Below are 21739 nucleotides of genomic sequence, written 5' to 3'. Positions count from 1 at the left end.
CAGAAAAATGATATATAGGTTCGCTTCCTAAACCCTTCGGTGTTCCTATGTCCCTTAAAGAGGTTCTGAAAGAGGAGCCCCATGTGGGCTATATGCTGACCAACGAGGCGATCGTCAGGGCGGCTCTTGAGGCCGACGTTAAAGTGACCGCCTTCTACCCCGGCTCTCCCCAGACGGAGATTCTCGACACCTTCGACAAGGTCTCCCACCACCGCGACGACGTTGTTGTCGAGATCGCTGCCAACGAGAAGGTTGCCCTTGAGACCGTTGCTGGAGCCGCTTTCGTCGGCCTCAGAGGATTTACGTCAATGAAGAGCGTGGGAGGAAATGTCGCCTCAGACACCCTCTACTCCCTCGCTTACACCGGCGTCAGGGGCGGGCTTGTCGTCGTAATAGCCGACGACCCCTACGCCCACTCCTCCCAGTCGGAGCAGGACGGCAGGTGGTTCGGCTATACAGCCTATCTCCCGATGCTGGAGCCGTCCAACCCGCAGGAGGCCTACGGGCTGGTAAAGAAGGCCTTTGAGCTGAGCGAGAAGTACGGGAGCGTCGTTCTGGTCAGGACAACGACGCGGATCAACCACCAGAGCGGCCTCGTGAAGGTAGGGAAGCTGGAGAGAAGTCCATTTGATAAGCTCTCGTGGAAGGAAAACCGGAGGAGCTACGCCACCGTGGGTTCCCTCGCCAGGAAGTTCAAAGCCGAACTCCTGGAGAAGACATCCAAGATGAAGGAGGACCCGGAGTTCTTAGCTCTGAACCGCGTGGAGCACTTCGATGGAAAGGAGCTCGGGGAGGCAAAGCCCGAAGATGCAAAGGGAATAGGCATCATCACCTCCGGAGTGGCCTATTCCTACGTCCTCGAAAGCCTGGAGAAGCTCGGAGGGGAGGCCTACATCCTCAAGCTCTCGGTGCTGAACCCGATTCCTGAGGGGCTCATCGGGGACTTCATCGAGGGGCTTGAGAAGGTCGTTGTGGTCGAGGAGCTGTCGCCCTACATAGAGGGCTTTGTGAGGGAGGTAGCGAAGGAGAGGAACCCCGGCCTGGAGATAATCGGCAAGAAGAGCGGCCACTTCCCTGAGATGCTGGAGTACAACGTTCCGATAGTCATAAAGGTTCTCGCGGAGGTTCTTGGAAAGGAGATGCCTTTCGACTATGAGGGGCACTTCAGGAGGATGTGGGAGCTGGCAAAGCTCGCTCCCCCGAGGATGCCAACCTTCTGCGCCGGCTGTCCGCACAGGGCAACCTTCTGGGCCCTCAGGAGGGCGATGGGCAGGGTAGAGAACTACTATCTGGCCAACGACATCGGCTGCTACTCGATGCTGGCTTTAGAGCACATCGGGTGGACAGATTCGCTCTTAGCTATGGGCGCCTCCCTCGGTATAGCCCACGGCGTCCAGCACTCGGCCGAGGAGAGGGTCGTCGCTGTCGTCGGCGATTCGACCTTCTTCCACGCTGCATTGCCTGGAATAGTCAACGCCATCAGGAACAACTCCAAGATGACCCTCCTAATCCTCGACAACGCGGTAACAGCCATGACCGGCCAGCAGGCCCACCCCGGCAGTCCAAAGAAGGTGAACCCCTACGAGAAGCGGATTGACATAGAATCCGTCCTGAGGGGCCTCGGCGTCGAGAAGATAGTGGTGATAGACTCCTTCCAGGCGAGGAAGAACATAGGCAAGCTCAGAGAGGCACTCAAGTACGACGGCCTCTCCGTCGTCATCTCAAGGGGAGAATGCGCCCTCTACCACTTCCGCGAATACAGAAGGGCTGGGGGGAGGATAGTCCCCTACTTCGTTGACAAAGAGGCCTGCGAGAGGGCCTACAACTGCATAAGGGACTTCGGCTGTCCGGCGATAGTCATAGACGAGGAGGACTTAAAGGCGAAGATCCTTCCGGAGGTCTGCGTCGGCTGCGGCGTCTGTGCCCAGCTGTGCCCCCACAACGCGATACACTCGACGGCGGTACTCTACGGCGGTGGAGACAAGCCTTACGTTACGATTGAGGACTACCGCGAGCTGGAGCAGATCATGCTGAGGAGGGGAGGGCAATGAACGTCATCTACTGCGGTGTCGGCGGCCAGGGCATAGTGCTCATGTCCAACGTAGTCGGCGAGGCCTGCGCGAGGAGGGGAATCCACGTCGTCAGCGGCGAGCTCCACGGCCTCTCCCAGAGGAGCGGCTCGGTGATAGTCCACCAGCGCATCGGCGAAGGCCTCTCACCGCTCATACCCTACGGGGAAGCCGATGTAATCCTCGCCCTCGAACCCATGGAGGCCTTGAGATACATCTACTTCCTGAAGCCGAGTGGAACTGTGATAACGAACACCCGCCTCATACACCACCCCTACGAGACCGAGAACTTCGTGAAGGGTAAGATAGACAAGTACGTGACCTACGGGGAGATAGTTGAAAACATCAAAAAGTCCGGGGCTAGGCTCTACGAGATAGACGCCCTCAAGCTGGCGGAAGAGGCTGGGACGGCACTGGCCCAGAACGTCGTCCTCGTAGGGGCTTTGACGGCTCTGCCGGACTTTCCGGTAGATAAGGAGACGATGCTCGAAGCCGTGAAGGCCAGCGTACCGGAGAAAGCAATCGAGGCCAACGTCAGGGCCTTTGAGCTGGGCTACGAGGCGATGAAGGCGCTTCTCTGACTTCTTTTTTCTCTTTGACTGCCACTTCTAAGGGGAACTTTTATTTCCTCCAAGGTTCAGTAGACATCATGATGAGGTACCTCAAGTACTCCGGAATCCTGGCCGGGTTGACCTACTGGCTCTTCGTCTCGTGGAGCATAAGCCGTAACGGGTGGTTTTCCTTCTTCCACAACGCGCTCAGTGACCTCGGCTCGCCCGAAATGGCCGCCTCGCCGTGGATATACAACTACGGCCTCATCGTGACGGCGGTGTTCATGTTTGCCTTCTCCCTTTACCTCGTCCTTGCATCGGAGAACCGGCTCCAGACCGTTGGCGGGGCTTACGTCAGCATCTCGGCCCTTTTCCTGGCCCTCATAGGAGTTTTCCACGCCGGCACCAGGCCGCACTCCTTCGTCTCGACATACTTCTTCGTCCAGTTCTTCCTGGGGATGCTCATTTACGGGGCGGGTTCGAAGGATAGAACCCTCCGCTACGGCTCGGGGATCCTCTTTGCGCTGGCGGTGCTGGGGACCTTCATAAGCTGGCCCTCGGTGGCGCTGATAGAGACCTACGAGATAGCGCTGGTGATGGCGTTTACACTGCTGGTTGCCTGGAAAGGAGGTGATGTATCCGATTAGTCGGGTTTCATTCTGAAAGCACAAACGTTATAACCTCGAACGACTAACCATCCATATAAGTCACTCGATGAGTTCTTCTCAATTTTTGCCGCTTCGTGACTGGAAGATGTGATAGTATGAAAGTGAAAAGACTTGCAGGGCTTGCCCTGCTTTTAAGCGTCGTGATGCTCGGCGCGTTCATATCGGGATGTATTGACCAGGGAAACAGCACGGACACCTACACGTCTCAGACACAGCCCCCAGCGGGGGCCGATACAGAAACGCCAACCCGGACGGAGACTCCCCCGGAAACGCAGACGCCCACACAGACCCAGACTCCTCCGAAGGGTACACCACAGGAAGAGGAACTGCGGGAGCTGATAGCCAGCTATGAGGGCGAAATAGACAGTGCCAAGGCAAAGCTTAGCGCCACTGGCTTTGAAGCCACCGGTGGGGACTTCGCCCTCTGGGACGCAAAGGCCGAAGAACTGAAGGCGATGGCGGGAAAAGAGACCGACCCGGAGAGGAAGTCCGACATGCTCCGGGAGCTTGCGGAACTGAGGTACTACCAGCTTCTGAACCTGAGAACTCTCGCTGGAATAGGTGCTGTTGAGAGGGCCTACTGGGAGAACGCCACCACAGGCGAGCCGATCGAGAGCTTCTACAACATGAGGGGAGAGTTCTTCTACACCGAAAAGGGCCGAACCGTGAAGATGGACTTGGCAAAGATGGCGGAGAAGATGCACTCACTCCTCAAGGGCTACAGGATAGAAAGCGTGGAGATATACCACTTCGGCACCGGGAGCACAATGATGGCCGTCTGGAGGGGCGGGGAGCTCGTTAAGCCAGGCTACGTAATGGCCGTCAAGATCGGCGTGCCGGAGGGTGGCATGAAGCTCAGACTCGTTGGTGAGAACAACGAGAGCGTAGGTACGCTGGTTCTGAAGGACATGGCGACCGGAGAGGAGCTGTACAGAATAAGCCCGGACAAAAACGGCCTTTACACCATACCCGCCGTTGGAGGCGACGTCCTGGCCGAAACCGATCCGCCGGGGGGAGGTTTCTGCTACCGGCCGCTGGAGCTCAACGTCGACACCACCCTGGAGCCCATTCCGGAGGAGGAACCTGAATTCACCATGTGCACCGACGAGGCCACGATGATGCCCCTCATTTTCCAGCCCTCGCCCTCGGGAGATGCCACGATAGGGATGGCCCAGGTCGAGGAGAGCAGGATGCCAGACTGGAGCACGATGAGAGGGATCAGGGAAGGTGGAAGAACCGTTGGAGCAGGCCAGGTGGCGATAACCATCAACGCAAAAGACGGCATGAAGATAAAGGCAGGGAACGGAACTGACTTTGGAACTCTTAGGCTCGTTGATCCAGAAACCGGGGAGATCGTTATGAACGTCGCACCGAACGAGGAAGGAATTTACACCGTCCCGCCAGTCAACACAACCCTCCTCGGCATAATAGACGATGACTTCTGCTACAGGCCATTACCCCACGACAACAACTACCTTGAGCTCATGGACGTGCAGGACGAACCCCTGGACTTGGACGAGGCGATATGCAGTTTGAACGCCCAGATAGCCCCCTTCGTCTTCGAGCCGACTGACAGCGACACCGGGCCCTTCGATCCGGCCCCGATGGAGGAGCTGTACCTCATGCCCGGCCAGTACACGGTTCAGACCCTCGTCATGAAGGCGGACCTGAAGCAGCTGGCAGAACAGGTCGTGAACATAAACATGAGACGCGGCATAGAGAAAAATGACATCAGGAGGGGAATGGTAGCCGTAGCGGACATCCGGCCCGAGTGGACGGACGGCGGAGGCTCCTCCATCCAGACCCCGGCGGAAACGACGTGCTCCTGCACCTTCAGTCCGCTCCTGAACGGAATATTCAGGGAGACCTTCGGAGGCGAGCCATTCGGAGAAGTCCCGGCAGTTAAGGACATCAACATCACGGACTTCGGCAACGGGCCGTTCATCCCTGAGCTCTGGAAGGGCTTTGAGAACTACAGCGCCGTGATCAGGATTTACGGTATAACGAACTCCGATGGAGAAACGCTGATACTCATAGGCGATCCCGGTGCCAACAGACTCGCTCCGAGCTACCTCGACAGGGTCTTTCTGGAGATCTACACCGGCAGGAACCCGCAGACGGGGAAGGAAATAAAGATAGCCGCCTTCAAGATTCTCAACACCGACGGGACGATAGGGATCAGGACCACGACACTGATGGGAACCTCAAAAGCAAGACTCTTCGTATTGCCTTCCGGAGGAGAACTCTCCGGAACCGGTTAAAAAAATTAGGGGGTATTCCCCCTTATCCATTTCTTGTTGTGTTGAGAGGCTCTCCGATCGTCCCTATGTAGTATGCCTGGAGAGCTTCGTAGTCGTTCTGGTTGTGTTCAAGAAAAAAGACCTCGGTGGCGTTCGTGCCGCAGTACTTCAGTATCGCCTCCCTGCCGCCGGGGTGCGTGTCTATCAGCGAGGTGACGTTGTAGACCCCGTCCTCGACAACGACCCAGCAGTCGCTTGAGGAATTGTGCTTTGCCACCTCGGCAAGGGTCAGTACGGGGGCGGCTGAGACGCTTGAAGTCCTGAAGATGCTCCCCAGGGGCACAATAGCCAGGAGGATCAGTACTGCCATCCCGAGGGTCCAGGCGGAGAGCACTGCCCTTCTGACTTCCGGCCTTTTCAGGCTCTCGAACCTCCCGAGGGCTATGTAGATGCCCGCCGCCGCGTGGACGTAGAAGAGGGGGATGAACAGGTACGACGCTATGGTGTGGGCTCTTCTGGCGGTTTCATAGCTTATCAGGGATCCGAGGGCCGACGTTGGGTCCTTCATCGCCAGCCCCGTTGCCATCAGCACCAGGCTTACCGCTATCAGCAGCTCCCCGGATACTATGAGCACTTTGGTTACCCGCTTCACCCTTTCACCTCAGCACTCTTTGCAGGTACTTATGCCGAGGAGTTTATAAATTGCACAGAAGCCGGTCAGCCCGGTCACCAGTGCGACCAGCCCGACTATCAGTGCCGCAGTCCTGTATGGTATCTTGTTCACTGCCCAGAGGCCGAGCAGGATCAGGCCCAGAACCACCCTGATGGCTCTATCGAGGGTTCCCTCGTTCCTCTCCACCGAAATCACCTCAGTTTTCTAGAAATTTCGAAAGGGTTATATTAATTTCCCAGGAAATTAAAGGTAAAAGCCTTCAAAATGAAGGTGATTCTATGGACGAGCGCGACCTGAAGATATACGGCCTGCTGAGGAAGGACGGCAGAACCAAGGTGAGCGAGATAGCCAGGGAGCTGGGGATAAGCCACCCTTCAGCGAGGGAGAGGCTTGAGAAGCTCAAAAAGAGGGGAGACATTAGGGTCAGGGCCCTGCTCAACATAAAGAAGAGGAACTTCGTCTCTGCCGTCGTTAATCTGCGCGTGAGGAGCATGGACGAGGCGGAGAAGCTGGCGGACGTTTTTGCGAATTGTCCGAGGACGGTCTTTGTGGCGGCCACCACGGGAAAGTACAACCTCAACCTGGCTCTCATAGCTGAGAACCACTCCGTCCTTGAGGCCACGATAGAGAACACAATACGTCCCCTTGAGGCCGTTAAGGAGATGGACGTCTCCCTCGGCTCTTCGCCGGCTTATCCTGAGTTCGTGGACTTTAAACTGGAACCGACGAGGGAAGTTGCCCCCTGCGGAAAGGTCTGCACCGATTGCTACCTCTACGGCAAGAAGTGCAGCGGCTGCCTCGCGACGGTCTACTTCATGGGGTTGGATGGGAAGAGAGGATAGGTGCTAAACCCCCTCGGTCTTCTCCCTCAGCCTCTCCCGCACCTCCTCCCTTATCGGCTTCAACGCCTTTGCGTACTTCTTCAGAGTTTTAAAGAGTCTCTCGACCCTCTCCCCGTACTTCTCGTCCCTCAGCTCTTCGTCCTCAAAGATATCGTCCACGTTGTAGAAGAGCACCTGTCCAACGGGAAACATTCGGTAGTTCACCGCGGCCGTTCTGAGCTCCATGAGGAGCCTGACCCCGCCGGCGACGCTGGATACGGTGGCGATGCCGAGGGGCATGGCCTCGTACTCGTCGTAGATCGTGTCAAGGAGTATCTTAAGCTCGCCCGGGTAGCTCCCGTTGTACTCGGGGGCGACTATGACGAGGGCGTCCGCCTCGAGGATCTTGGCTCTGTACCTCTCCATCTCGGGCGTCACCTTCCAGCGGTGCGTGTAGGCCAGGAGGTGGTCCTTAACGTCTATAAGCTCGGCATCCCAGCCGAGTTCCTTGGCCCTCTTCACGAGATACTTCGCGACCCTCTCGCTCTTCCTGCCCTCCCTTGCCGTTCCGAGAATTACCTTGACCTTCATACCATCACCCAGATTGGTTCGCTTTTAAGATATTTAAATTTGTCCTTCAAAATGAAATGCTTCCGATTCTGGAACTTTTCACTTTGTTAGGCAAACCTATATAAATTAGGGTCGTCAACATAATGCCGAGGTGAATCCCATGGTGAAGGTTGGAGAAATCGTTCCGGACTTTGAGGCCGATGCGTACCTTCCGGAGAAGGACGACATCGGAAAGGTCAGGCTTTCCGACTACAGGGGCAGGTGGGTCGTTCTGGCGTTTTATCCGGCGGACTTTACCTTCGTCTGCCCGACGGAGCTTGAGGAGCTGGCCGACTATTACGAGGAGTTCAAGAAAGAAGGGGCTGAAATCCTCAGCGTTTCTACCGATACCGCCTACGTCCACAAGGCCTGGCACGACACTTCCCCTGCGATAAAGAAGATAAAGTACCCGATGCTGGCCGACCCGGCGGGAAAGATATGCCGCCTCTTTGGCACATATATCGAGGATGAGGGCGTTTCATGGAGGGCGACTTTCATAATAGACCCCGATGGAAAGGTCGTCCACATGGAGATGCACGATTTGAGCATAGGCAGGAGCGCGAAGGAGATCCTCAGGAGGCTTAAGGCTTCCAAGTACGTCCGCGAGCACCCCGGCCAGGTCTGCCCGGCGAGCTGGGAGCCGGGTAAAGAGGCCCTCGAAGTCAGCCTTGACCTGGTTGGGAAGATATGATGGATCTTTCCATTCTGTAAATTTTTATCCCATCTTTTTGCCAGAATGGAGTCAAGTTTTCGTCCCTTTTCACAGATTTGGGAAGTTCGGTTGGTTTCCGCATCAAGTAGTGTTCCCTTCGAACCCTCTCGGTTTGACACGTGGCATATTTCTTTGGGGATTGTGGATGTTTCCCGTCTATTTTGCGAATTTTCGATTTGGCAAAGGTAAAACTCATAAGCTGCCCTATGAATTTTAGACTGACCTAAGAAATTCGGAGGTGAACCCATGAGCGTTGGCGCTTTCCTCATAACCTTCAGGGAGGCCCTGGAGGCGGCCATAATAGTGGCGATAATAATCGCCTACCTGAGAAGAACCAACCGGGCGAACCAGATAAAGGACGTGTGGATAGGGACAGCCCTTTCGGTTGGCGTCAGCGTCCTCCTTGGAATAGGAGTGCTGAAGTTTTACGGCGGTCTTGAGGAGACCGAACTCTTCGAGGGCATAGCCTCGTACCTGGCCGTGATAGTCCTCACGAGCATGATATACTGGATGGCTACCAAAGGCAAGGACATCAGGGCGGAGATAGAGAGCAAGGTGAGCAGGTCGATAGCTCCCCTGGCGTTGATCGGATTTACTTTCGTCGTAATCTTCAGGGAGGGCCTTGAGACGGTTCTCTTCCTCACGCCCTTCATGACCCGGAACCTAGGCGGGACGCTCCTCGGCCTCATCGCCGGATTGGCGGGGGCGCTCGTGCTGGCCTACCTGATATATGGTGTTGGAATGCGCATAGACCTGCGGAAGTTCTTTTACTTCAGCTCGATACTGCTGGTGTTCGTAGCGGCAGGCCTTGCAGGTTACGGAACGCACGAGCTCATCGAGTGGGCTGAAGAGGAGGGCTACTCACTGGGCTTTCTCGCTAGCACCGCCTACGACCTCGGGATTCCGAGCGAGAGCGTCTGGCACCACAAGGGAGCCATCGGCTCGGTCTTCGCGGTGCTCTTCGGATACTCCGTGAGCATGGAATGGGGCCGTGTGCTCATCCAGTTTGGATACCTCATAACGGCCCTCTACCTCGTGCTCAGGGCCTACGGCAAGGGGCCGACACTGAACCGGGAGAAAAAGGCCGCGAAGAGTGCGGCCTGATTTACTCATTTTTGACCCGCAATGAATAAAAAGGGTGAAATTGATTTCACTCTTGGGTGTGAAAAATGAACGTTGCGGATTTCAGGAAAATAGCGCTCGTTGGTGCGAGCCCAAACCCCTCCAAGTACGGCAACGTAATTCTGAAGGACCTCGTCGGTAAAGGGTACGAGGTTCTCCCGGTGAACCCGAAGCATGAGGAGATCGAAGGCCTGAGGTGCTACAGGAGCGTTCGAGAGCTTCCCGGGGATGTCGATGTGATAGTTTTTGTGGTTCCGCCCCACGTCGGGCTCCAAATTGCAAGGGAAGCCGTTGAAGCGGGCTTCAAAAGGCTCTGGTTCCAGCCCGGTGCCGAGAGCGACGATATTGCCAGGTTCCTCGATGAGAAAGGCGTTGAGTACAGCTTTGGGAAGTGCATAATAGCTGAGACAACGTGGACGAGCTGGGGGTGATTGGATGGAGTTCTACTACGTCAGGCGCTTTGATGAGGATCTGGACTTCCTCTGGGAACGCTTCAAAAAGAGGCTGGAGGAGGCCGGTTTCCTCCTCATAGGAGAGCGCATTCCCGTCGCCATAACCGAAACAGAAAACGGCATAATAGCGGACTACCACCTGCTATTCATCTGCCACAGCGAGCTCGTCGAGGAGCTGGTCAAGATAGACCCCAACATCGGGGCACTGCTTCCCTGCACGGGCTTCGGCTACCGCACGGAGGAGGGGAACTACCTGGGCGTTACCCTTCCGAGTGTTGCCTGGAAAATAGCCGGCGAGAGGGTCGTCGAGCTGATGAAGCCTATGGAGGAGCAGGTGAAGGGGATCATTGACTCCCTCTGATTTTCACTTTTGTTTATGCCTCCGGTTTTTGGTTTCCATTCTGGAAACGATAAGCCCCATAAGCTTTCCTTCTTAGCTCCTATTGGTGATGCAAATGACCGAAGTCGTGTTGAAGATACCGAACATGAGCTGCAAGCACTGCGTTATGAGAATAACCAAGGCGATAGAGGGCGCCGGGGCAAAGGGCGAGGTCAGCCTTGAGGAAAAGAAGGCCGTTGTCCAGTTCGACCCCGGAAAGGTTCGCCTGGAGGAGATAATCAAGGCGATTGAAAGGTACGGCTACGAAGTGGAGGTGGTTTGAATGCCGATTGACCCCGTCTGCGGAATGGAGGTAAGTGAGGACACCGGACTCAAGGTTGAGTACGGCGGGAAGGTCTACTACTTCTGCTCCCCTGGGTGTAAGGCGGAGTTCGAGGCGAACCCGGAGAAATACATTGGGAGCATGGGGCACTCCCACCACTCCCATGGAGGACACACCCACTCCCGCCACGGGCACGGCATGGGGCACCGCCGGGGCGGTTGCCACCACTGAGGCCCAACCCCTTATTTTTTCTTTGTTTCTGGAGGCGTTTAACATGAAAGACTACGATTTTCTCATCGTCGGCGGCGGTGCCGCCGGATTCGCCGCCGCGCTGAAGGCTGACGAGCTTGGAGTGAAGACCCTCATGGTCAACAGGGGGCCGATAGGAGGGACGTGCGTCAACGTCGGCTGCGTCCCGACGAAGTACCTCCTAACGGCCCTTGAACTTAAAAGGAGGGCCCTCTTCAGTCCCTACCCCGGGCTTGGCTTTTCCGTGGAGGAGTTCGACTTCGCCAAACTGGTGGAGGGAAAGAACCTACTTGTTGAAACTCTGAGAAAGGAGAAGTACGAAGACGTCCTTCAAAGCCTCGAACATGTTGACTACGTCGAGGGCTCCGCTAGGTTCGTCTCGGAGAACACAGTGGAAGTGAACGGGGCCAGAATAGGGTTCAAAAAGGCCCTCATAGCTACCGGCTCACGGGCGAGGGTTCTCCCGCTGAAGGGGCTGGAGGAGGTTAAGGACAGGGTTCTCACCCACGTCGAGGCCCTGAGCCTCAAAGACACCCCCGATTCTGTCGTGGTCATCGGCGGGAGGGCGCAGGCCCTTGAGTTCGCCCAGATATTCGCGAGGGCCGGGAGCAGGGTCGTGCTCCTTCAGAGGAGCCTGAGGATAATGCCCGATGCCGAGCCGGAGCTTGCGATAGAGCTTGAGGACATCCTGGGCGAGGAGGTGGAGATACACACTCTAACAACGCCGAAAGCCTTGCGGAAGGGCGGGGACGGTGTGGTGGTGGAGGCCACCGTTGATGGAAGGGCCAAAACCTTCGATGCCGAATACCTATTCTTCGCAACCGGGAGGGTTCCAAATACAGAAGCCCTGGGACTTGAAAACCTCGGTGTGAAGACCGACGGCAGGGGATTCATCGTCGTGGACGGAACAATGAAAGCAGGGGAGAATGTTTATGCTGCTGGCGACGTTGTTGGGGAGCCCATGCTTGAGACTGTGGCGGCGAGAGAGGGCTTCGTGGCCGCCTCTAACGCGCTTGGAGCCGGCCCGGTCGAGGTGGACTACTCGGTGGTCCCGAAGGTGGTCTTCACCGACCCCCAGCTGGCGAGCGTTGGACTGACCGACAGGGAAGCCTCGAAGGCAAGGAGGTGCCTCTGCAACACGGTGGAATTTTCCAGCGTCCCAAAGGCGAGGATAATAGGCGAGGAGAGGGGCCTCATCAAGATGGTGGTGGACGGTGAGACCGAAAGAATCCTGGGGGTTCACATTCTCTCCCACGACGCGGCCGAGATTATCCACGAAGCGGCGATGATAGTGAAAAACGGAATGACCCTCGACGACGTGATAGAGACCCTCCACGTCTTCCCGACGATGAGCGAGGCGATAAAGCTTGCCGCCCTCTCCTTCAGGGGGGACGTTTCGAAGATGCCGTGCTGTGCGATGTGAGTGTCTTAGGGTGCAATGCCGTGCTACCTTTCCTTTTTTCGTGTGAATTAACCTTATAAAGCTCTTTTTCAACCGTAATACATGACCCACCACCATGGCTACGTCGGGGCACTTCTTGCGGCGTTTCTCTTCGGGCTCAGTTCGACCCTCAACAAGATAGCCCTCAGGGACGTTCACCCCGTGGTGGTCGCCGGGAGCGTGTACCTCACAGCCGGAGTGGTACTGATGGCCCTGCGCTTCACTCCCCTGAAGGAGAGGCTCCTGAGCACGCTGGAGTTCCGTGTGAAAACTCGGGAGGGGTTCTCCCGTAGGGACGTGGGCCTGCTTGGCCTGATAGTCCTCTTTGGCTCGTTTATGGCGCCCCTCCTCTTCATGTCCGGGCTGGAGAGAACCTCTGCGGTCAACGCCTCCCTCCTCCTCAACACCGAGACTCTCTTCACGGTTCTCATAGCCGCGGCGATATTCAAGGAGAGGATTTCCCGGGGCGGTATGGTCGGGATTGCCCTGATTATTGCCGGTGCCCTCGTCGTTTCAACAGAGAACATGGGTTCCGTGGCGCTGATGGGGAACTCCCGGGGCAACCTCCTTGTTGTGCTCGCCGGTCTCTGCTGGGCCATCGACAACAACCTGAGCAGGTTCCTGAGCCTCAACCGTGATTTGCTCCTTGTAACCTCTCTCAAAGGCATTCTCGGAGGAAGTTCCCTCCTCTCGCTTTCCGCGCTCCTCGGAGTCCCCCTCACGATTCCTTCCCGGAGTCTGCCCTACATCCTAACGGTCGGCTCGCTTAGCATCGGGTTTTCCCTCGTCCTCTACCTTTTTGCGCTCAGGGAAATTGGTGCCATGAGAACAGGGGCGATTTTTTCCACCTCGACCTTGGTGGGAGCGTTCGTCGCGTTTTTGGTTCTGGGCGAGGGCTTCACCCTGCTGAAGGCGCTCTTCGGGGTTCTCATGCTTGCCGGCGTCTACCTGATCTCCGCTGAGCGTCCCGCGGAAGACTCTTATACCTGCTGATACCACATATGTTCGAGGAATATCAATGGTGGGAGCGAAGGGGAGGACTCTTGTACTCATCGTTCTGGCGGCTCTTCTTGCAGGCTCAATTGTGTACCTGCGAGTCTGGAAAACGGAGCGCATGTATCCCGGCGATCTCCGGGGGGAGATAGTCATCGACGGGCTGAAGAGGACGTACATAGTCCATCTTCCTCGGAATTTTTCTGAGGACGAGCACCTTCCCCTTCTGATAGCCCTCCACGGCGGGGGTGGGAGCGGGTTTGACATGGAGCGCCTCACACGGGGCGGCCTCAACCTCTTGGCCGAGAGGGAGCGCTTCGTTGTGGTGTATCCTGACGGCGTGGAGAGGCACTGGAACGACGGCCGGAACCTCTCGCGCTACCGTGCCCAGCGGGAGAACATAGACGACGTTGCGTTCATATCAGCACTCATCGACCTGTTCGTGAGGGAATACGGCGTGAACGGGAGCAGGGTTTATGTCACAGGAATGTCGAACGGCGGGCTGATGACCTACCGGCTGGCCTGCGAGATTCCCGAGAGGCTGGCGGCGGTGGCGGTTGTTGGTGTCTCCATGTCGGAGAACCTGTACGAGAACTGCTCCCCGCGGACACCGGTTCCCATCCTGATAGTCCTCGGAACGGACGACCCGATAGTTCCCTGGGACGGCGGCGAACTCCACTTCGGGCCGGTTAAGCTTGGATGGGTGGTCTCCATTGAAGGGACCGTTGAGCACTGGGCAGAAAGAAACGGCTGCACCGTAAGGCACGGGCGGGAGTACCTTCCGGACGCAGATCCAGAAGACGGAACGCGGGTCTGGGTTGAGAGGTACTCAAACTGCAGCGGTGGGCTGAAGTCGTTTTATACGGTATCGAGGGCGGCGGCCACACGTGGCCGGGCGGCTACCAGTACCTCCCCCGGGACATTATCGGAAAAACCAGCAGGGACATTGACGCCAACGAGGTAATCTGGAAGTTTCTCAGTTCTTATTCGAGGGACAGCTGAATCCCAAAAAGTTATACGGCCTTTTTCTACATCCGTGGTGTACAGGTGTGTTTCATCGAGGAGGTCTTACCATGCCGCCCCTTCCACCGCCGATAAGGGGGAGACCAGACGTCTGGAAGGAACTCACCCCCAAAACGGCTGAAAAGGCCATAGAGACAGTAAAACACGCCCTGCCCTTCCTCACGGTTGGGGTGCCAATAGTCCACCGCGCCCCGGGGGGCGTCCACGTTGACGTCCCCGTGATGTACCTGAGCTTCGCCATAGACAGGCTCCATTACAATCCCGAAACTAAAAGCCCCCTCCCGAAGGGGCTGCCCGGAGCGTATTCGGGTGAAGTCGATCCGGCCGGAGTGAGGGAAGGAGCCGAGGAAGTCCTTCGGGAGCTCCACGTCCTTGAGGGTGCGGAGTTCAGAGAACCGGAAAACTGCTGGGTCGTCCCGGTCGCGTGGAAAAGCTTTGTAGTCCTCCACGTTCGCGTCTCTGCCGATGGGAAGAAGCTCGTTCCGGATTACGGCCTTACAGAGGAGGTTAGGAGACACGGCATTTGAGAGGCTGAAAAGCTTCGCAAGGCGCGAATGGTTCCTTACGGCTCTAATCGCCCTTTACCTAGTCCTGCTTATCAACGACGGCCTTCTGCTCATCAGAACGCCTCACCTCATCGACTGGGGGAGCATGGCGTTGATAACATCCCTTATACTGGTCTCGAAGGGTCTTGAGCTGTCCGGGGCGTTCACCCGGCTCTCGCTGGGACTCATAGAGCTCTCCAGGGGTTCAGAAAGGAGGCTGATGTTTCTCCTCATACCCGCCATCGCCCTCTCCTCGGCGGTGATAATGAACGACACGGCGATGCTTGTTTTCATCCCGCTGGTCATCATTACCTCACGGCTCTCCGGGATAGACACCGCCCGCGCCGTCACGCTTTCGGCCATAGCGGCCAACGTCGGGTCGGCACTGACGCCGATCGGCAACCCCCAGAACATCATAATCTGGAACACCTACGGGCTCTCCTTCGCGGAGTTCACCCGGGCAATGCTCCCCTTCGTCCTCATCTGGCTCGCCCTCCTCCTGCTCTTCACCATAACCACAAGGGAAAAGCCGTTGTCTCTTGAAAAACTGCCCCCAGTGGCGATTAACCGGAGGCTGCTTTTGGCTTCGTTCCTGTTGTTGACAACCGACGTGACCCTGGCGGAGACCGGGAATCCCCTCTGGACGCTCCCCCTGACGCTGGCAGTTCTGCTGGCCTTTGGAAGGGAGGCCCTGCTGGGCTTTGACTGGGCGCTGGTTCTGACTTTTGCCTTCATCTTCGCCGACTTTGGAGAGGTTGCACGTTTGATCTCTGGGCATGCAGTCCCATCGGAGGGGCTGGTGCTGTTCCTGGCATCGGCCGGCTTGAGCCAGCTCATCAGCAACGTTCCGGCGACGGTGGTTTTCCTCGGCCCAAGACCTGAGTGGCTTCCCCTCGCCCTCGGGGTGAACCTCGGGGGCACCGGGATAATAACCGGCTCCCTCGCAAACCTCATAGCCCTCCGCATTTCAGAAATTGGCATGAGGGACTTCCACAGATTTTCCATTCCATACTTCCTTGCGGCATTGGTGATTTCGATTCTGATATTCCTACTCTAACCTTTCGACAGTTTTCGAAATGGGAAGGTTTATAAAACATTTGCACAACTGCTCAAATGTAGAGGTGATTTGTGATGACGGAAGTGTGTAGGGTGTACGAGGAACATCTGGATAAAATCCTGGAGGCCCAGTCGAAAATCCCGGAGGAGGAGACCGTATTGGAGGTAGCTGACTTCTTTGACGCCCTCGGCAACCCGACGAGGCTCAAAATCCTGCTGGCACTCATGGAGGCCGGGGAGCTCTGCACCTGCGACCTCTCGGCGATAACCAAACTCTCGGTCTCGGCAATCTCCCACCAGCTCCGCATCCTCAAGGACAGGAAGATAGTTGCCTACCGCAAGGACGGCAAGAACGTCTTCTACCGTCTCGATGACGAGCACATCAAAGAAATCCTGAGGATCGGCCTGGAGCACATGTCGGAGGTGAAATGATGGCAAAGAAGCTTAAGCTGGAAGGTCTTGACTGCGCGAGCTGCGCCTACGAGATAGAGGAGGCCCTGAAGAAGGAAGGTTTCGAGTTCGCGGTGGTCAACTTCGCCACCAAGGAGGCTGTGATAGAAGGTGACGTAAAGAAGGCCAAGGAGATAATCAAGAGGGTCGAGCCGGACGTGGAGGTTGTTGAAGACGAACACGGCCACGGGCACGAACACCATCACGGGGATGAAGACGAGGACTACACGAAAACAGCTTACATGATAGGAACCTCACTGGTTCTATTTGCAGTAGGCATAATACTGCGGTACTACTATGACATGGACAACGCACTGGTCTTTGGGCTATTCACCGCAAGCTACCTCATATCCGGATGGAAGGTGCTCAGGAGTGCCGTAGTCAACTCCATCCGCGGCAACGTCTTTGATGAAAACTTCCTGATAGCAGTGGCGACCATAGGTGCTTTCATAATCAGGGAATATCCGGAAGGAGTGGCGGTCATGCTGTTCTACGTCGTCGGCGAGTTCTTCCAGGACCTCGCAGTTGGAAAGTCAAGACGCTCAATTAAGGCTTTACTCGCACTCAAAGCGGAGTACGCCAACCTGCTCAGGAACGGCGAGGTCATCCAGGTCAAGCCGGAGGAGCTTAAAGTTGGGGACGTAATCCTCGTCAAGCCGGGTGAGAAGGTCCCCGTTGACGGTGTCGTTATCGAAGGCACTTCAACCGTTGACACCTCCGCCCTGACCGGTGAGAGCGTACCGAGGACTGTGAAGGAAGGTGAGGAGATCCTCTCCGGCATGGTCAACCTCAGCGGCCTTCTAAAGGTCAAAGTCACCAAGGAGCTGAGCGAATCCACAATCTCAAGAATCCTTGAGCTCGTCGAGAACGCGAGTGCGAGGAAGGCAAAGACCGAGAAGTTCATAACGCGCTTCGCCCACTACTACACGCCGGCAGTCGTTGGAATAGCGGCTCTGATAGCCCTTGTCCCTCCGCTCGTGACCGGAGACCCGTTCACCCCCTGGGTCTACAGGGCGCTGGTGATACTCGTCATTTCGTGCCCCTGTGCCCTGGTACTTTCAATCCCCCTCGGCTACTTCGGCGGCATCGGTAGGGCAGCAAGGGAGGGAATCTTAGTTAAGGGGTCAAACTTCCTTGACGCCCTCAAGGAGGCCACAATAGTTGCCTTTGACAAGACGGGAACCCTCACCAAGGGCGTCTTCAAGGTCACGAAGGTGGAAACGCGGAACGGCTTCAGCGAGGAAGAAATAATCAAATTTGCGGCGCTGGCGGAGGCGCACTCAAACCATCCGATAGCGAAGGCCATAAGGGACGCCTACGGAAAGGAGATCAACGAGGCCGAAATCAAGGAGTACGAGGAGATAGCCGGCCACGGCGTCAGGGCAAAAATAGACGGCGTCGAGGTCATGGTGGGCAACGACAGACTGCTCCACCGCTTCAACATCGAGCACGACACCTGCCGCGTTAAAGGCACGGTCGCTCACGTGGTCATCAACGGAAAGTACGCGGGCTACATCATAATCTCCGACGAGATAAAGGAGGACTCCCCCATCGCGGTGAAGGAGCTCAAGCGCCTTGGTGTCAAGAAGGTCGTCATGGTTACCGGTGACAACAGAGAGGTTGCGGCGGAAATAGCAAAGCGGATCGGCCTCGACGGCTTCTACGCGGAGCTCCTCCCGGAGGACAAGGTGAGGGTCATAGAGGAGCTGGAGAAGGAGAAGGGCAGCGGAAAGGTCGTCTTCGTCGGGGACGGCATAAACGACGCTCCGGTGATTGCAAGAGCTGACGTCGGAGTTGCAATGGGTGCTCTCGGAAGCGATGCCGCCATAGAGACGGCCGACGTCGTCATAATGGACGACAAGCCGTCCAAGCTGCCGAGGGGCATCAGGATAGCCAGAAAGACCCAGAGAATAGTCTGGCAGAATATCATCCTAGCCCTCGTCGTCAAGTTGACCTTCGTAAGCCTTGGAATCCTTGGAGAGGCCACGATGTGGGAGGCAGTGTTTGCAGACGTGGGTGTCTCCCTGATAGCGGTCTTCAACGCGATGAGGATACTGAGGTGACGGGGCGTGCTCTATGCGCTCGGGACTTTTCTTTCCCTTTTTCTCTCCGCGTATTCCTGGCTCGAACTGAGAACAGCCTGTAGAAACAGGTCAAACCCTCCCTTTCGGGCCTTCGTTGCGGTTGGGCTGAGTGATGGAATGCATTTTGCCCTGATAGGTGGTGCAGCTATAGGAGGGGCATGGCCCCTTCGGATTGATGCCTCCTATGCCACCGTTGCGGGATCAATATTGACCTTTGTCGGGCTCCTTTTGATAGCCGTCAATGTCATAGGTCACAGTTCCTCTGGAAGGCCCTCCAAAATAAGAACTCCGGAGATGCTAACCGTCGGGATTTACAGGTACAGTGGGAATCCACGGTATGCCGGGTGGCTCCTAGCGCTGGCGGGAATGTCAACGGTGGGACGTTCACTCCTTGCTCTCCTGTTAACTGTGGTTCTCATAATCAGGATTTACCTGTACAACGCTACACTCGGGGATTCCTGTCTGGAGGAGGTGTTTGAAGGGCGGCACTCTGGCCACAGGGGCCAAATCCAGCGGCTCCATGTGACGTTGGGACGGGGGAGTGGTGCCGACCGGTGGCGCTCATAGCTTTCACTAAACGTTTCAAACGTGGGGTTTTGGAAGCCCTTATAAAATTAGGCATATCAAACAAATGTCGGGGAATAAAACAAGCGGGGTGGAGCACCATGAAGCTGGAACTCCTGTTTGGTAAGGGAGAGCACTCTAAGCACAGTGCAAAAGACGCCTCATGCTCATGCCACGGGGGCGTAATGGAGGATCTGGGGGACGTGCCAAAGGTAGCGCTGGTTGGCACTCCGAACGTCGGAAAGAGCGTTATCTTCAACCACCTAACCGGCAGGTACGTCACGGTTTCCAACTATCCCGGGACCACCGTGGACATATCAACAGGAAAAGCTATCATAGCGGGAAAGGAATTTGGGGTTATAGACACGCCGGGCATGTACTCCCTCATAGCCCCGATAACTCAGGAGGAGGAGATAGCGAGGGACATTATCCTGGGGGATAATCCGGACATTGTGGTGCACGTTGTTGATGCGAAGAACTTGGAAAGAATGCTGCCGCTGACGCTCCAGCTGCTGGAAGCGGACAAGAACGTCGTTCTTGTGCTCAACCTGATGGACGAAGCGCGTAGATACGGCGTTTCAATAGACACCAGGAAGCTTTCTGAGATGCTCGGTATACCGGTCATCGGAACCGTTGCGGTGGAAGGAAAAAACCTTCACCTGCTCCGTGAGGCAATAGTCCGCTACAAAAAAGAGAGGCCCAGGATAGAAGTCGTCCACGACGAAGAGGTGGAGAGGGAGATAGACTTACTGGTATCCCGCTCGGGATATACAAGGCTTGAGGCAATCCTTGCGCTCCTCTACTCGGACAGGTTCGCAAAAGACGACCTGGCTACAGAGGCCGCCGAAAGGCTCTCAGAGAAGTACCGGGAGCCATTGGTCTACAAAATAATGGCGAAGTACTATGAGGTGGCTTCGGACGTTGTCGGGAAGGTCATGAGAACAGAAAAACGTGCCGAGGAAAGCATAGGTGAGAAGCTGAGCAGACTGACGATGAACCCCATAACGGGGCTGCCGATCCTGCTCGGTGTTCTTTACGGTTTCTACCTGTTCGTGGGGGTCTTTGGTGCCCAGACACTCGTTGACTTCATCGAAGGGACGGTCTTTGAAGGCTATATAAACCCCTACATGAACAGGCTCTTCGAATCTCTGATACCCTGGCCGGTCATCCAGGATCTCTTCGTACACGAGTACGGCATCATCACGCTTGGAATAAGGTATGCTGTGGCGATAATCCTTCCCATAGTGGGCACGTTCTTTCTGGCGTTCTCCATCCTTGAGGACAGCGGATATCTGCCGAGGCTGGCGATGCTCGTGGACAGGGTGTTCAAAAGGATAGGGCTGAACGGCAGGGCGGTGATTCCGATAGTCCTCGGCTTTGGCTGCGACACAATGGCCACGATAGTTACCAGGACACTTGAGACCAAGAGGGAGCGGGTCATAGCGACCTTCCTCTTAGCCCTGGCCATCCCGTGCTCCGCCCAGCTCGGCGTCATCCTCGCCCTCCTCGCGGGCAATCCAAAGGCGCTGGCAATATGGCTCGCGGTTGACGTACTGGTTCTGCTCCTCATAGGGTGGCTGGCGGCAAAGCTCATGCCCGGTGAAAGGCCGCAGTTCTTTATGGAGATACCGCCCCTCAGGATGCCGAAGCTCTCGAACGTGGTCATCAAAACCTGGGCCAGGATGGAGTGGTACTTCAAGGAGGTTCTGCCGATATTCGTAATAGCGAGCGTCCTTATATGGGCGGGCAGGATTACGGGAGTCTTTGACTCTGTGGTCAGCCTCGTGAGCTATCCTGTAACGTGGATAGGTCTGCCGGAGGAAGCCGCTGTGGCCTTTCTCTTTGGATTCTTCAGGAGAGACTACGGAGCCGCAGGGCTCTATGACTTGGCTCAGGCGGGTGCGCTGAGCGGCATCCCTCTTGTGGTGTCCGCGGTGGTGCTTACGCTCTTCGTACCGTGTATAGCACAGTTCTCGGTCATGTGGAAGGAGCGCGGGCCAAAGATTGCCCTGTCGGTGTTTGCCTTTAACATAACCTTTGCCTTTACGGTGGGGGCCGTACTGAGCCTCCTTCTGACTTCCTTGGGGGTGAGCCTGTGAAGTGCCCCCTGTGCGGCTTCGAATTTGAGGACGGCTCTAAGGCGTGCAGGGGATGCCCCCTCGCGGGCTCCTGCGGGCTGGTTAAATGCCCCAACTGTGGATACGAGATGCCGCCGGAGCCAGGGGGCCTCAACCTGCTGAAAAACGTCTGGGGGTGGGTTTATGGAAAAGTTAAAGAATAGTGTGCCGCTGACAGGGGCGCGGAGTAAGGTCTTGGAGATAGCCCACATTGTCCAAGCGGACGTGAGGGTTCTCCAGAAATTGATATCGATGGGAGTGATGCCGGGAAGGAAAATAGAAGTCCTCCACAGATTCCCCTCATACGTTATCCGAACGGGGAACACCACCATCGCCTTGGGAAATGAGATAGCCGAGAAGATATACGTTAAAGAACCTTCCAGGTGAGATGCAGGATCTCACCTTCAACTCTTTTATCAAAAGGCCCAAAATAGCGGACAATGCTGGGTGTCTTTAAGCTAGGATCCCGGGGTGATATTTTCCTTATTCATTTTTAAGCCGGAGTAAGTAGTGTCTATCCATTCTTGTATGTTTTGTCATAATTTGCCCCGTGCTCCATTCAGAATGTTTTTATATTCCCGTAAATATGTGATACCGGTGGTGCACTATCTCCAGGCTCTCCCCCTTGTTGTTAACTC

General features: G+C 56.2%; 25 protein-coding genes. 22 read left to right on the top strand and 3 right to left on the bottom strand.

What is annotated here, in order from left to right:
• Nucleotides 1-47 precede the first annotated feature (47 nt).
• The 4 genes from ACZ5M3_RS02395 to ACZ5M3_RS02380 all read left to right on the top strand — a co-directional run bounded on the left by ACZ5M3_RS02395 (nucleotide 48) and on the right by ACZ5M3_RS02380 (nucleotide 5549).
• Nucleotides 48-2051 (top strand): thiamine pyrophosphate-dependent enzyme, encoded by a 2004-nt coding sequence (locus tag ACZ5M3_RS02395; protein ID WP_464840123.1) that lies wholly within the window; start codon nucleotides 48-50, stop codon nucleotides 2049-2051.
• Nucleotides 2048-2650 carry an indolepyruvate oxidoreductase subunit beta gene (locus tag ACZ5M3_RS02390; RefSeq protein WP_464840122.1) on the top strand — a complete coding sequence of 201 codons (603 nt, stop codon included), beginning with the start codon at nucleotides 2048-2050 and terminating at the stop codon, nucleotides 2648-2650. The genes ACZ5M3_RS02395 and ACZ5M3_RS02390 overlap by 4 nt, the downstream gene beginning before the upstream one ends.
• A 68-nt stretch (nucleotides 2651-2718) precedes the next feature.
• The gene (locus ACZ5M3_RS02385; protein WP_464840121.1) at nucleotides 2719-3267 is read left to right on the top strand and encodes a DUF998 domain-containing protein; all 549 of its coding nucleotides are present in this window, start codon (nucleotides 2719-2721) and stop codon (nucleotides 3265-3267) included.
• Nucleotides 3268-3383: 116 nt separating this feature from the next.
• Nucleotides 3384-5549 carry a hypothetical protein gene (locus ACZ5M3_RS02380; protein WP_464840120.1) on the top strand — a complete coding sequence of 722 codons (2166 nt, stop codon included), beginning with the start codon at nucleotides 3384-3386 and terminating at the stop codon, nucleotides 5547-5549.
• 22 nt (nucleotides 5550-5571) lie between these two features.
• On the opposite strand, the gene ACZ5M3_RS02375 is transcribed toward ACZ5M3_RS02380, so the two are convergent.
• Nucleotides 5572-6180: a cytochrome b5 domain-containing protein gene (locus ACZ5M3_RS02375; RefSeq protein WP_464840119.1), complete on the bottom strand. Its 609-nt coding sequence runs from the start codon at nucleotides 6178-6180 to the stop codon at nucleotides 5572-5574.
• A 9-nt stretch (nucleotides 6181-6189) separates the two neighbouring features.
• Nucleotides 6190-6387, bottom strand: a complete 198-nt coding sequence (locus ACZ5M3_RS02370; protein WP_464840118.1) for a YgaP family membrane protein — start codon at nucleotides 6385-6387, stop codon at nucleotides 6190-6192.
• Nucleotides 6388-6479: 92 nt separating this feature from the next.
• Here ACZ5M3_RS02370 and ACZ5M3_RS02365 point away from each other — a divergent pair, with 92 nt between their 5' ends.
• Nucleotides 6480-7043 carry an Lrp/AsnC family transcriptional regulator gene (locus ACZ5M3_RS02365; protein WP_464840117.1) on the top strand — a complete coding sequence of 188 codons (564 nt, stop codon included), beginning with the start codon at nucleotides 6480-6482 and terminating at the stop codon, nucleotides 7041-7043.
• 3 nt (nucleotides 7044-7046) lie between these two features.
• On the opposite strand, the gene ACZ5M3_RS02360 is transcribed toward ACZ5M3_RS02365, so the two are convergent.
• A complete protein-coding gene (locus tag ACZ5M3_RS02360; RefSeq protein ID WP_464840116.1) occupies nucleotides 7047-7613 on the bottom strand; it encodes an NADPH-dependent FMN reductase in 567 nt (188 codons plus the stop codon).
• A 139-nt stretch (nucleotides 7614-7752) separates the two neighbouring features.
• On the opposite strand from ACZ5M3_RS02360, the gene ACZ5M3_RS02355 reads away from it, so the two are divergent.
• From ACZ5M3_RS02355 to ACZ5M3_RS02275, 17 genes are all read left to right on the top strand, one after another.
• A complete protein-coding gene (locus ACZ5M3_RS02355) occupies nucleotides 7753-8322 on the top strand; it encodes a peroxiredoxin (protein ID WP_464840115.1) in 570 nt (189 codons plus the stop codon).
• A gap of 267 nt (nucleotides 8323-8589) precedes the next feature.
• Complete coding sequence (locus ACZ5M3_RS02350; protein WP_464840114.1) at nucleotides 8590-9447, top strand: FTR1 family iron permease; 858 nt, start codon at nucleotides 8590-8592, stop codon at nucleotides 9445-9447.
• Nucleotides 9448-9512: 65 nt separating this feature from the next.
• Complete coding sequence (locus tag ACZ5M3_RS02345) at nucleotides 9513-9896, top strand: CoA-binding protein (RefSeq protein WP_464840113.1); 384 nt, start codon at nucleotides 9513-9515, stop codon at nucleotides 9894-9896.
• A gap of 4 nt (nucleotides 9897-9900) precedes the next feature.
• Nucleotides 9901-10278, top strand: a complete 378-nt coding sequence (locus ACZ5M3_RS02340) for a DUF302 domain-containing protein (protein ID WP_464840112.1) — start codon at nucleotides 9901-9903, stop codon at nucleotides 10276-10278.
• 94 nt (nucleotides 10279-10372) lie between these two features.
• Entirely contained in the window at nucleotides 10373-10579 is a 207-nt protein-coding gene (locus ACZ5M3_RS02335; RefSeq protein ID WP_464841031.1) for a heavy-metal-associated domain-containing protein, read from the top strand.
• Nucleotides 10580-10810 carry a YHS domain-containing protein gene (locus tag ACZ5M3_RS02330; protein ID WP_464840111.1) on the top strand — a complete coding sequence of 77 codons (231 nt, stop codon included), beginning with the start codon at nucleotides 10580-10582 and terminating at the stop codon, nucleotides 10808-10810.
• 43 nt (nucleotides 10811-10853) lie between these two features.
• Nucleotides 10854-12251, top strand: coding sequence for a mercury(II) reductase (gene merA, locus ACZ5M3_RS02325; RefSeq protein ID WP_464840110.1), 1398 nt, complete (start codon nucleotides 10854-10856; stop codon nucleotides 12249-12251).
• 81 nt (nucleotides 12252-12332) lie between these two features.
• Entirely contained in the window at nucleotides 12333-13262 is a 930-nt protein-coding gene (locus ACZ5M3_RS02320) for a DMT family transporter (RefSeq protein WP_464840109.1), read from the top strand.
• A gap of 25 nt (nucleotides 13263-13287) precedes the next feature.
• Complete coding sequence (locus ACZ5M3_RS02315) at nucleotides 13288-14226, top strand: CE1 family esterase (RefSeq protein WP_464840108.1); 939 nt, start codon at nucleotides 13288-13290, stop codon at nucleotides 14224-14226.
• A gap of 109 nt (nucleotides 14227-14335) precedes the next feature.
• Nucleotides 14336-14812: a hypothetical protein gene (locus ACZ5M3_RS02310; protein ID WP_464840107.1), complete on the top strand. Its 477-nt coding sequence runs from the start codon at nucleotides 14336-14338 to the stop codon at nucleotides 14810-14812.
• Nucleotides 14751-15887, top strand: coding sequence for an SLC13 family permease (locus tag ACZ5M3_RS02305; RefSeq protein ID WP_464840106.1), 1137 nt, complete (start codon nucleotides 14751-14753; stop codon nucleotides 15885-15887). The genes ACZ5M3_RS02310 and ACZ5M3_RS02305 overlap by 62 nt, the downstream gene beginning before the upstream one ends.
• 74 nt (nucleotides 15888-15961) lie before the next feature.
• The gene (locus ACZ5M3_RS02300) at nucleotides 15962-16318 is read left to right on the top strand and encodes an ArsR/SmtB family transcription factor (RefSeq protein ID WP_464840105.1); all 357 of its coding nucleotides are present in this window, start codon (nucleotides 15962-15964) and stop codon (nucleotides 16316-16318) included.
• A complete protein-coding gene (locus ACZ5M3_RS02295; protein WP_464840104.1) occupies nucleotides 16318-18399 on the top strand; it encodes a heavy metal translocating P-type ATPase in 2082 nt (693 codons plus the stop codon). The genes ACZ5M3_RS02300 and ACZ5M3_RS02295 overlap by 1 nt, the downstream gene beginning before the upstream one ends.
• Before the next feature lie 6 nt (nucleotides 18400-18405).
• Nucleotides 18406-18987, top strand: a complete 582-nt coding sequence (locus ACZ5M3_RS02290; RefSeq protein ID WP_464840103.1) for a methyltransferase — start codon at nucleotides 18406-18408, stop codon at nucleotides 18985-18987.
• A gap of 98 nt (nucleotides 18988-19085) precedes the next feature.
• Entirely contained in the window at nucleotides 19086-21083 is a 1998-nt protein-coding gene (gene feoB / locus ACZ5M3_RS02285; protein ID WP_464840102.1) for a ferrous iron transport protein B, read from the top strand.
• Nucleotides 21080-21265 carry a hypothetical protein gene (locus ACZ5M3_RS02280; protein WP_464840101.1) on the top strand — a complete coding sequence of 62 codons (186 nt, stop codon included), beginning with the start codon at nucleotides 21080-21082 and terminating at the stop codon, nucleotides 21263-21265. The genes feoB and ACZ5M3_RS02280 overlap by 4 nt, the downstream gene beginning before the upstream one ends.
• A complete protein-coding gene (locus ACZ5M3_RS02275; protein WP_464840100.1) occupies nucleotides 21246-21488 on the top strand; it encodes a FeoA family protein in 243 nt (80 codons plus the stop codon). Before ACZ5M3_RS02280 ends, ACZ5M3_RS02275 begins: the two co-directional genes overlap by 20 nt.
• Nucleotides 21489-21739 lie beyond the last annotated feature (251 nt).

This window comes from Thermococcus coalescens, from assembly GCF_055392585.1.
The sequence above is the reverse complement of the archived record's forward strand: the minus strand, read 5'-3'. Positions and strand labels throughout refer to the sequence as shown.

Bases quoted from the DNA above. Each gene is read 5' to 3' on its own strand.
- ACZ5M3_RS02345 (WP_464840113.1), top strand. From the start codon at position 9,513: ATGAACGTTGCGGATTTCAGGAAAATAGCGCTCGTTGGTGCGAGCCCA.
- ACZ5M3_RS02350 (WP_464840114.1), top strand. From the start codon at position 8,590: ATGAGCGTTGGCGCTTTCCTCATAACCTTCAGGGAGGCCCTGGAGGCG.
- ACZ5M3_RS02320 (WP_464840109.1), top strand. From the start codon at position 12,333: ATGACCCACCACCATGGCTACGTCGGGGCACTTCTTGCGGCGTTTCTC.
- ACZ5M3_RS02365 (WP_464840117.1), top strand. From the start codon at position 6,480: ATGGACGAGCGCGACCTGAAGATATACGGCCTGCTGAGGAAGGACGGC.
- ACZ5M3_RS02390 (WP_464840122.1), top strand. From the start codon at position 2,048: ATGAACGTCATCTACTGCGGTGTCGGCGGCCAGGGCATAGTGCTCATG.
- ACZ5M3_RS02295 (WP_464840104.1), top strand. From the start codon at position 16,318: ATGGCAAAGAAGCTTAAGCTGGAAGGTCTTGACTGCGCGAGCTGCGCC.
- ACZ5M3_RS02340 (WP_464840112.1), top strand. From the start codon at position 9,901: ATGGAGTTCTACTACGTCAGGCGCTTTGATGAGGATCTGGACTTCCTC.
- ACZ5M3_RS02335 (WP_464841031.1), top strand. From the start codon at position 10,373: ATGACCGAAGTCGTGTTGAAGATACCGAACATGAGCTGCAAGCACTGC.
- feoB (WP_464840102.1), top strand. From the start codon at position 19,086: ATGAAGCTGGAACTCCTGTTTGGTAAGGGAGAGCACTCTAAGCACAGT.
- ACZ5M3_RS02310 (WP_464840107.1), top strand. From the start codon at position 14,336: ATGCCGCCCCTTCCACCGCCGATAAGGGGGAGACCAGACGTCTGGAAG.
- ACZ5M3_RS02385 (WP_464840121.1), top strand. From the start codon at position 2,719: ATGATGAGGTACCTCAAGTACTCCGGAATCCTGGCCGGGTTGACCTAC.
- ACZ5M3_RS02380 (WP_464840120.1), top strand. From the start codon at position 3,384: ATGAAAGTGAAAAGACTTGCAGGGCTTGCCCTGCTTTTAAGCGTCGTG.
- merA (WP_464840110.1), top strand. From the start codon at position 10,854: ATGAAAGACTACGATTTTCTCATCGTCGGCGGCGGTGCCGCCGGATTC.
- ACZ5M3_RS02360 (WP_464840116.1), bottom strand. From the start codon at position 7,613: ATGAAGGTCAAGGTAATTCTCGGAACGGCAAGGGAGGGCAGGAAGAGC.
- ACZ5M3_RS02305 (WP_464840106.1), top strand. From the start codon at position 14,751: ATGGGAAGAAGCTCGTTCCGGATTACGGCCTTACAGAGGAGGTTAGGA.
- ACZ5M3_RS02330 (WP_464840111.1), top strand. From the start codon at position 10,580: ATGCCGATTGACCCCGTCTGCGGAATGGAGGTAAGTGAGGACACCGGA.
- ACZ5M3_RS02275 (WP_464840100.1), top strand. From the start codon at position 21,246: ATGGAAAAGTTAAAGAATAGTGTGCCGCTGACAGGGGCGCGGAGTAAG.
- ACZ5M3_RS02315 (WP_464840108.1), top strand. From the start codon at position 13,288: ATGGTGGGAGCGAAGGGGAGGACTCTTGTACTCATCGTTCTGGCGGCT.
- ACZ5M3_RS02300 (WP_464840105.1), top strand. From the start codon at position 15,962: ATGACGGAAGTGTGTAGGGTGTACGAGGAACATCTGGATAAAATCCTG.
- ACZ5M3_RS02355 (WP_464840115.1), top strand. From the start codon at position 7,753: ATGGTGAAGGTTGGAGAAATCGTTCCGGACTTTGAGGCCGATGCGTAC.
- ACZ5M3_RS02395 (WP_464840123.1), top strand. From the start codon at position 48: ATGTCCCTTAAAGAGGTTCTGAAAGAGGAGCCCCATGTGGGCTATATG.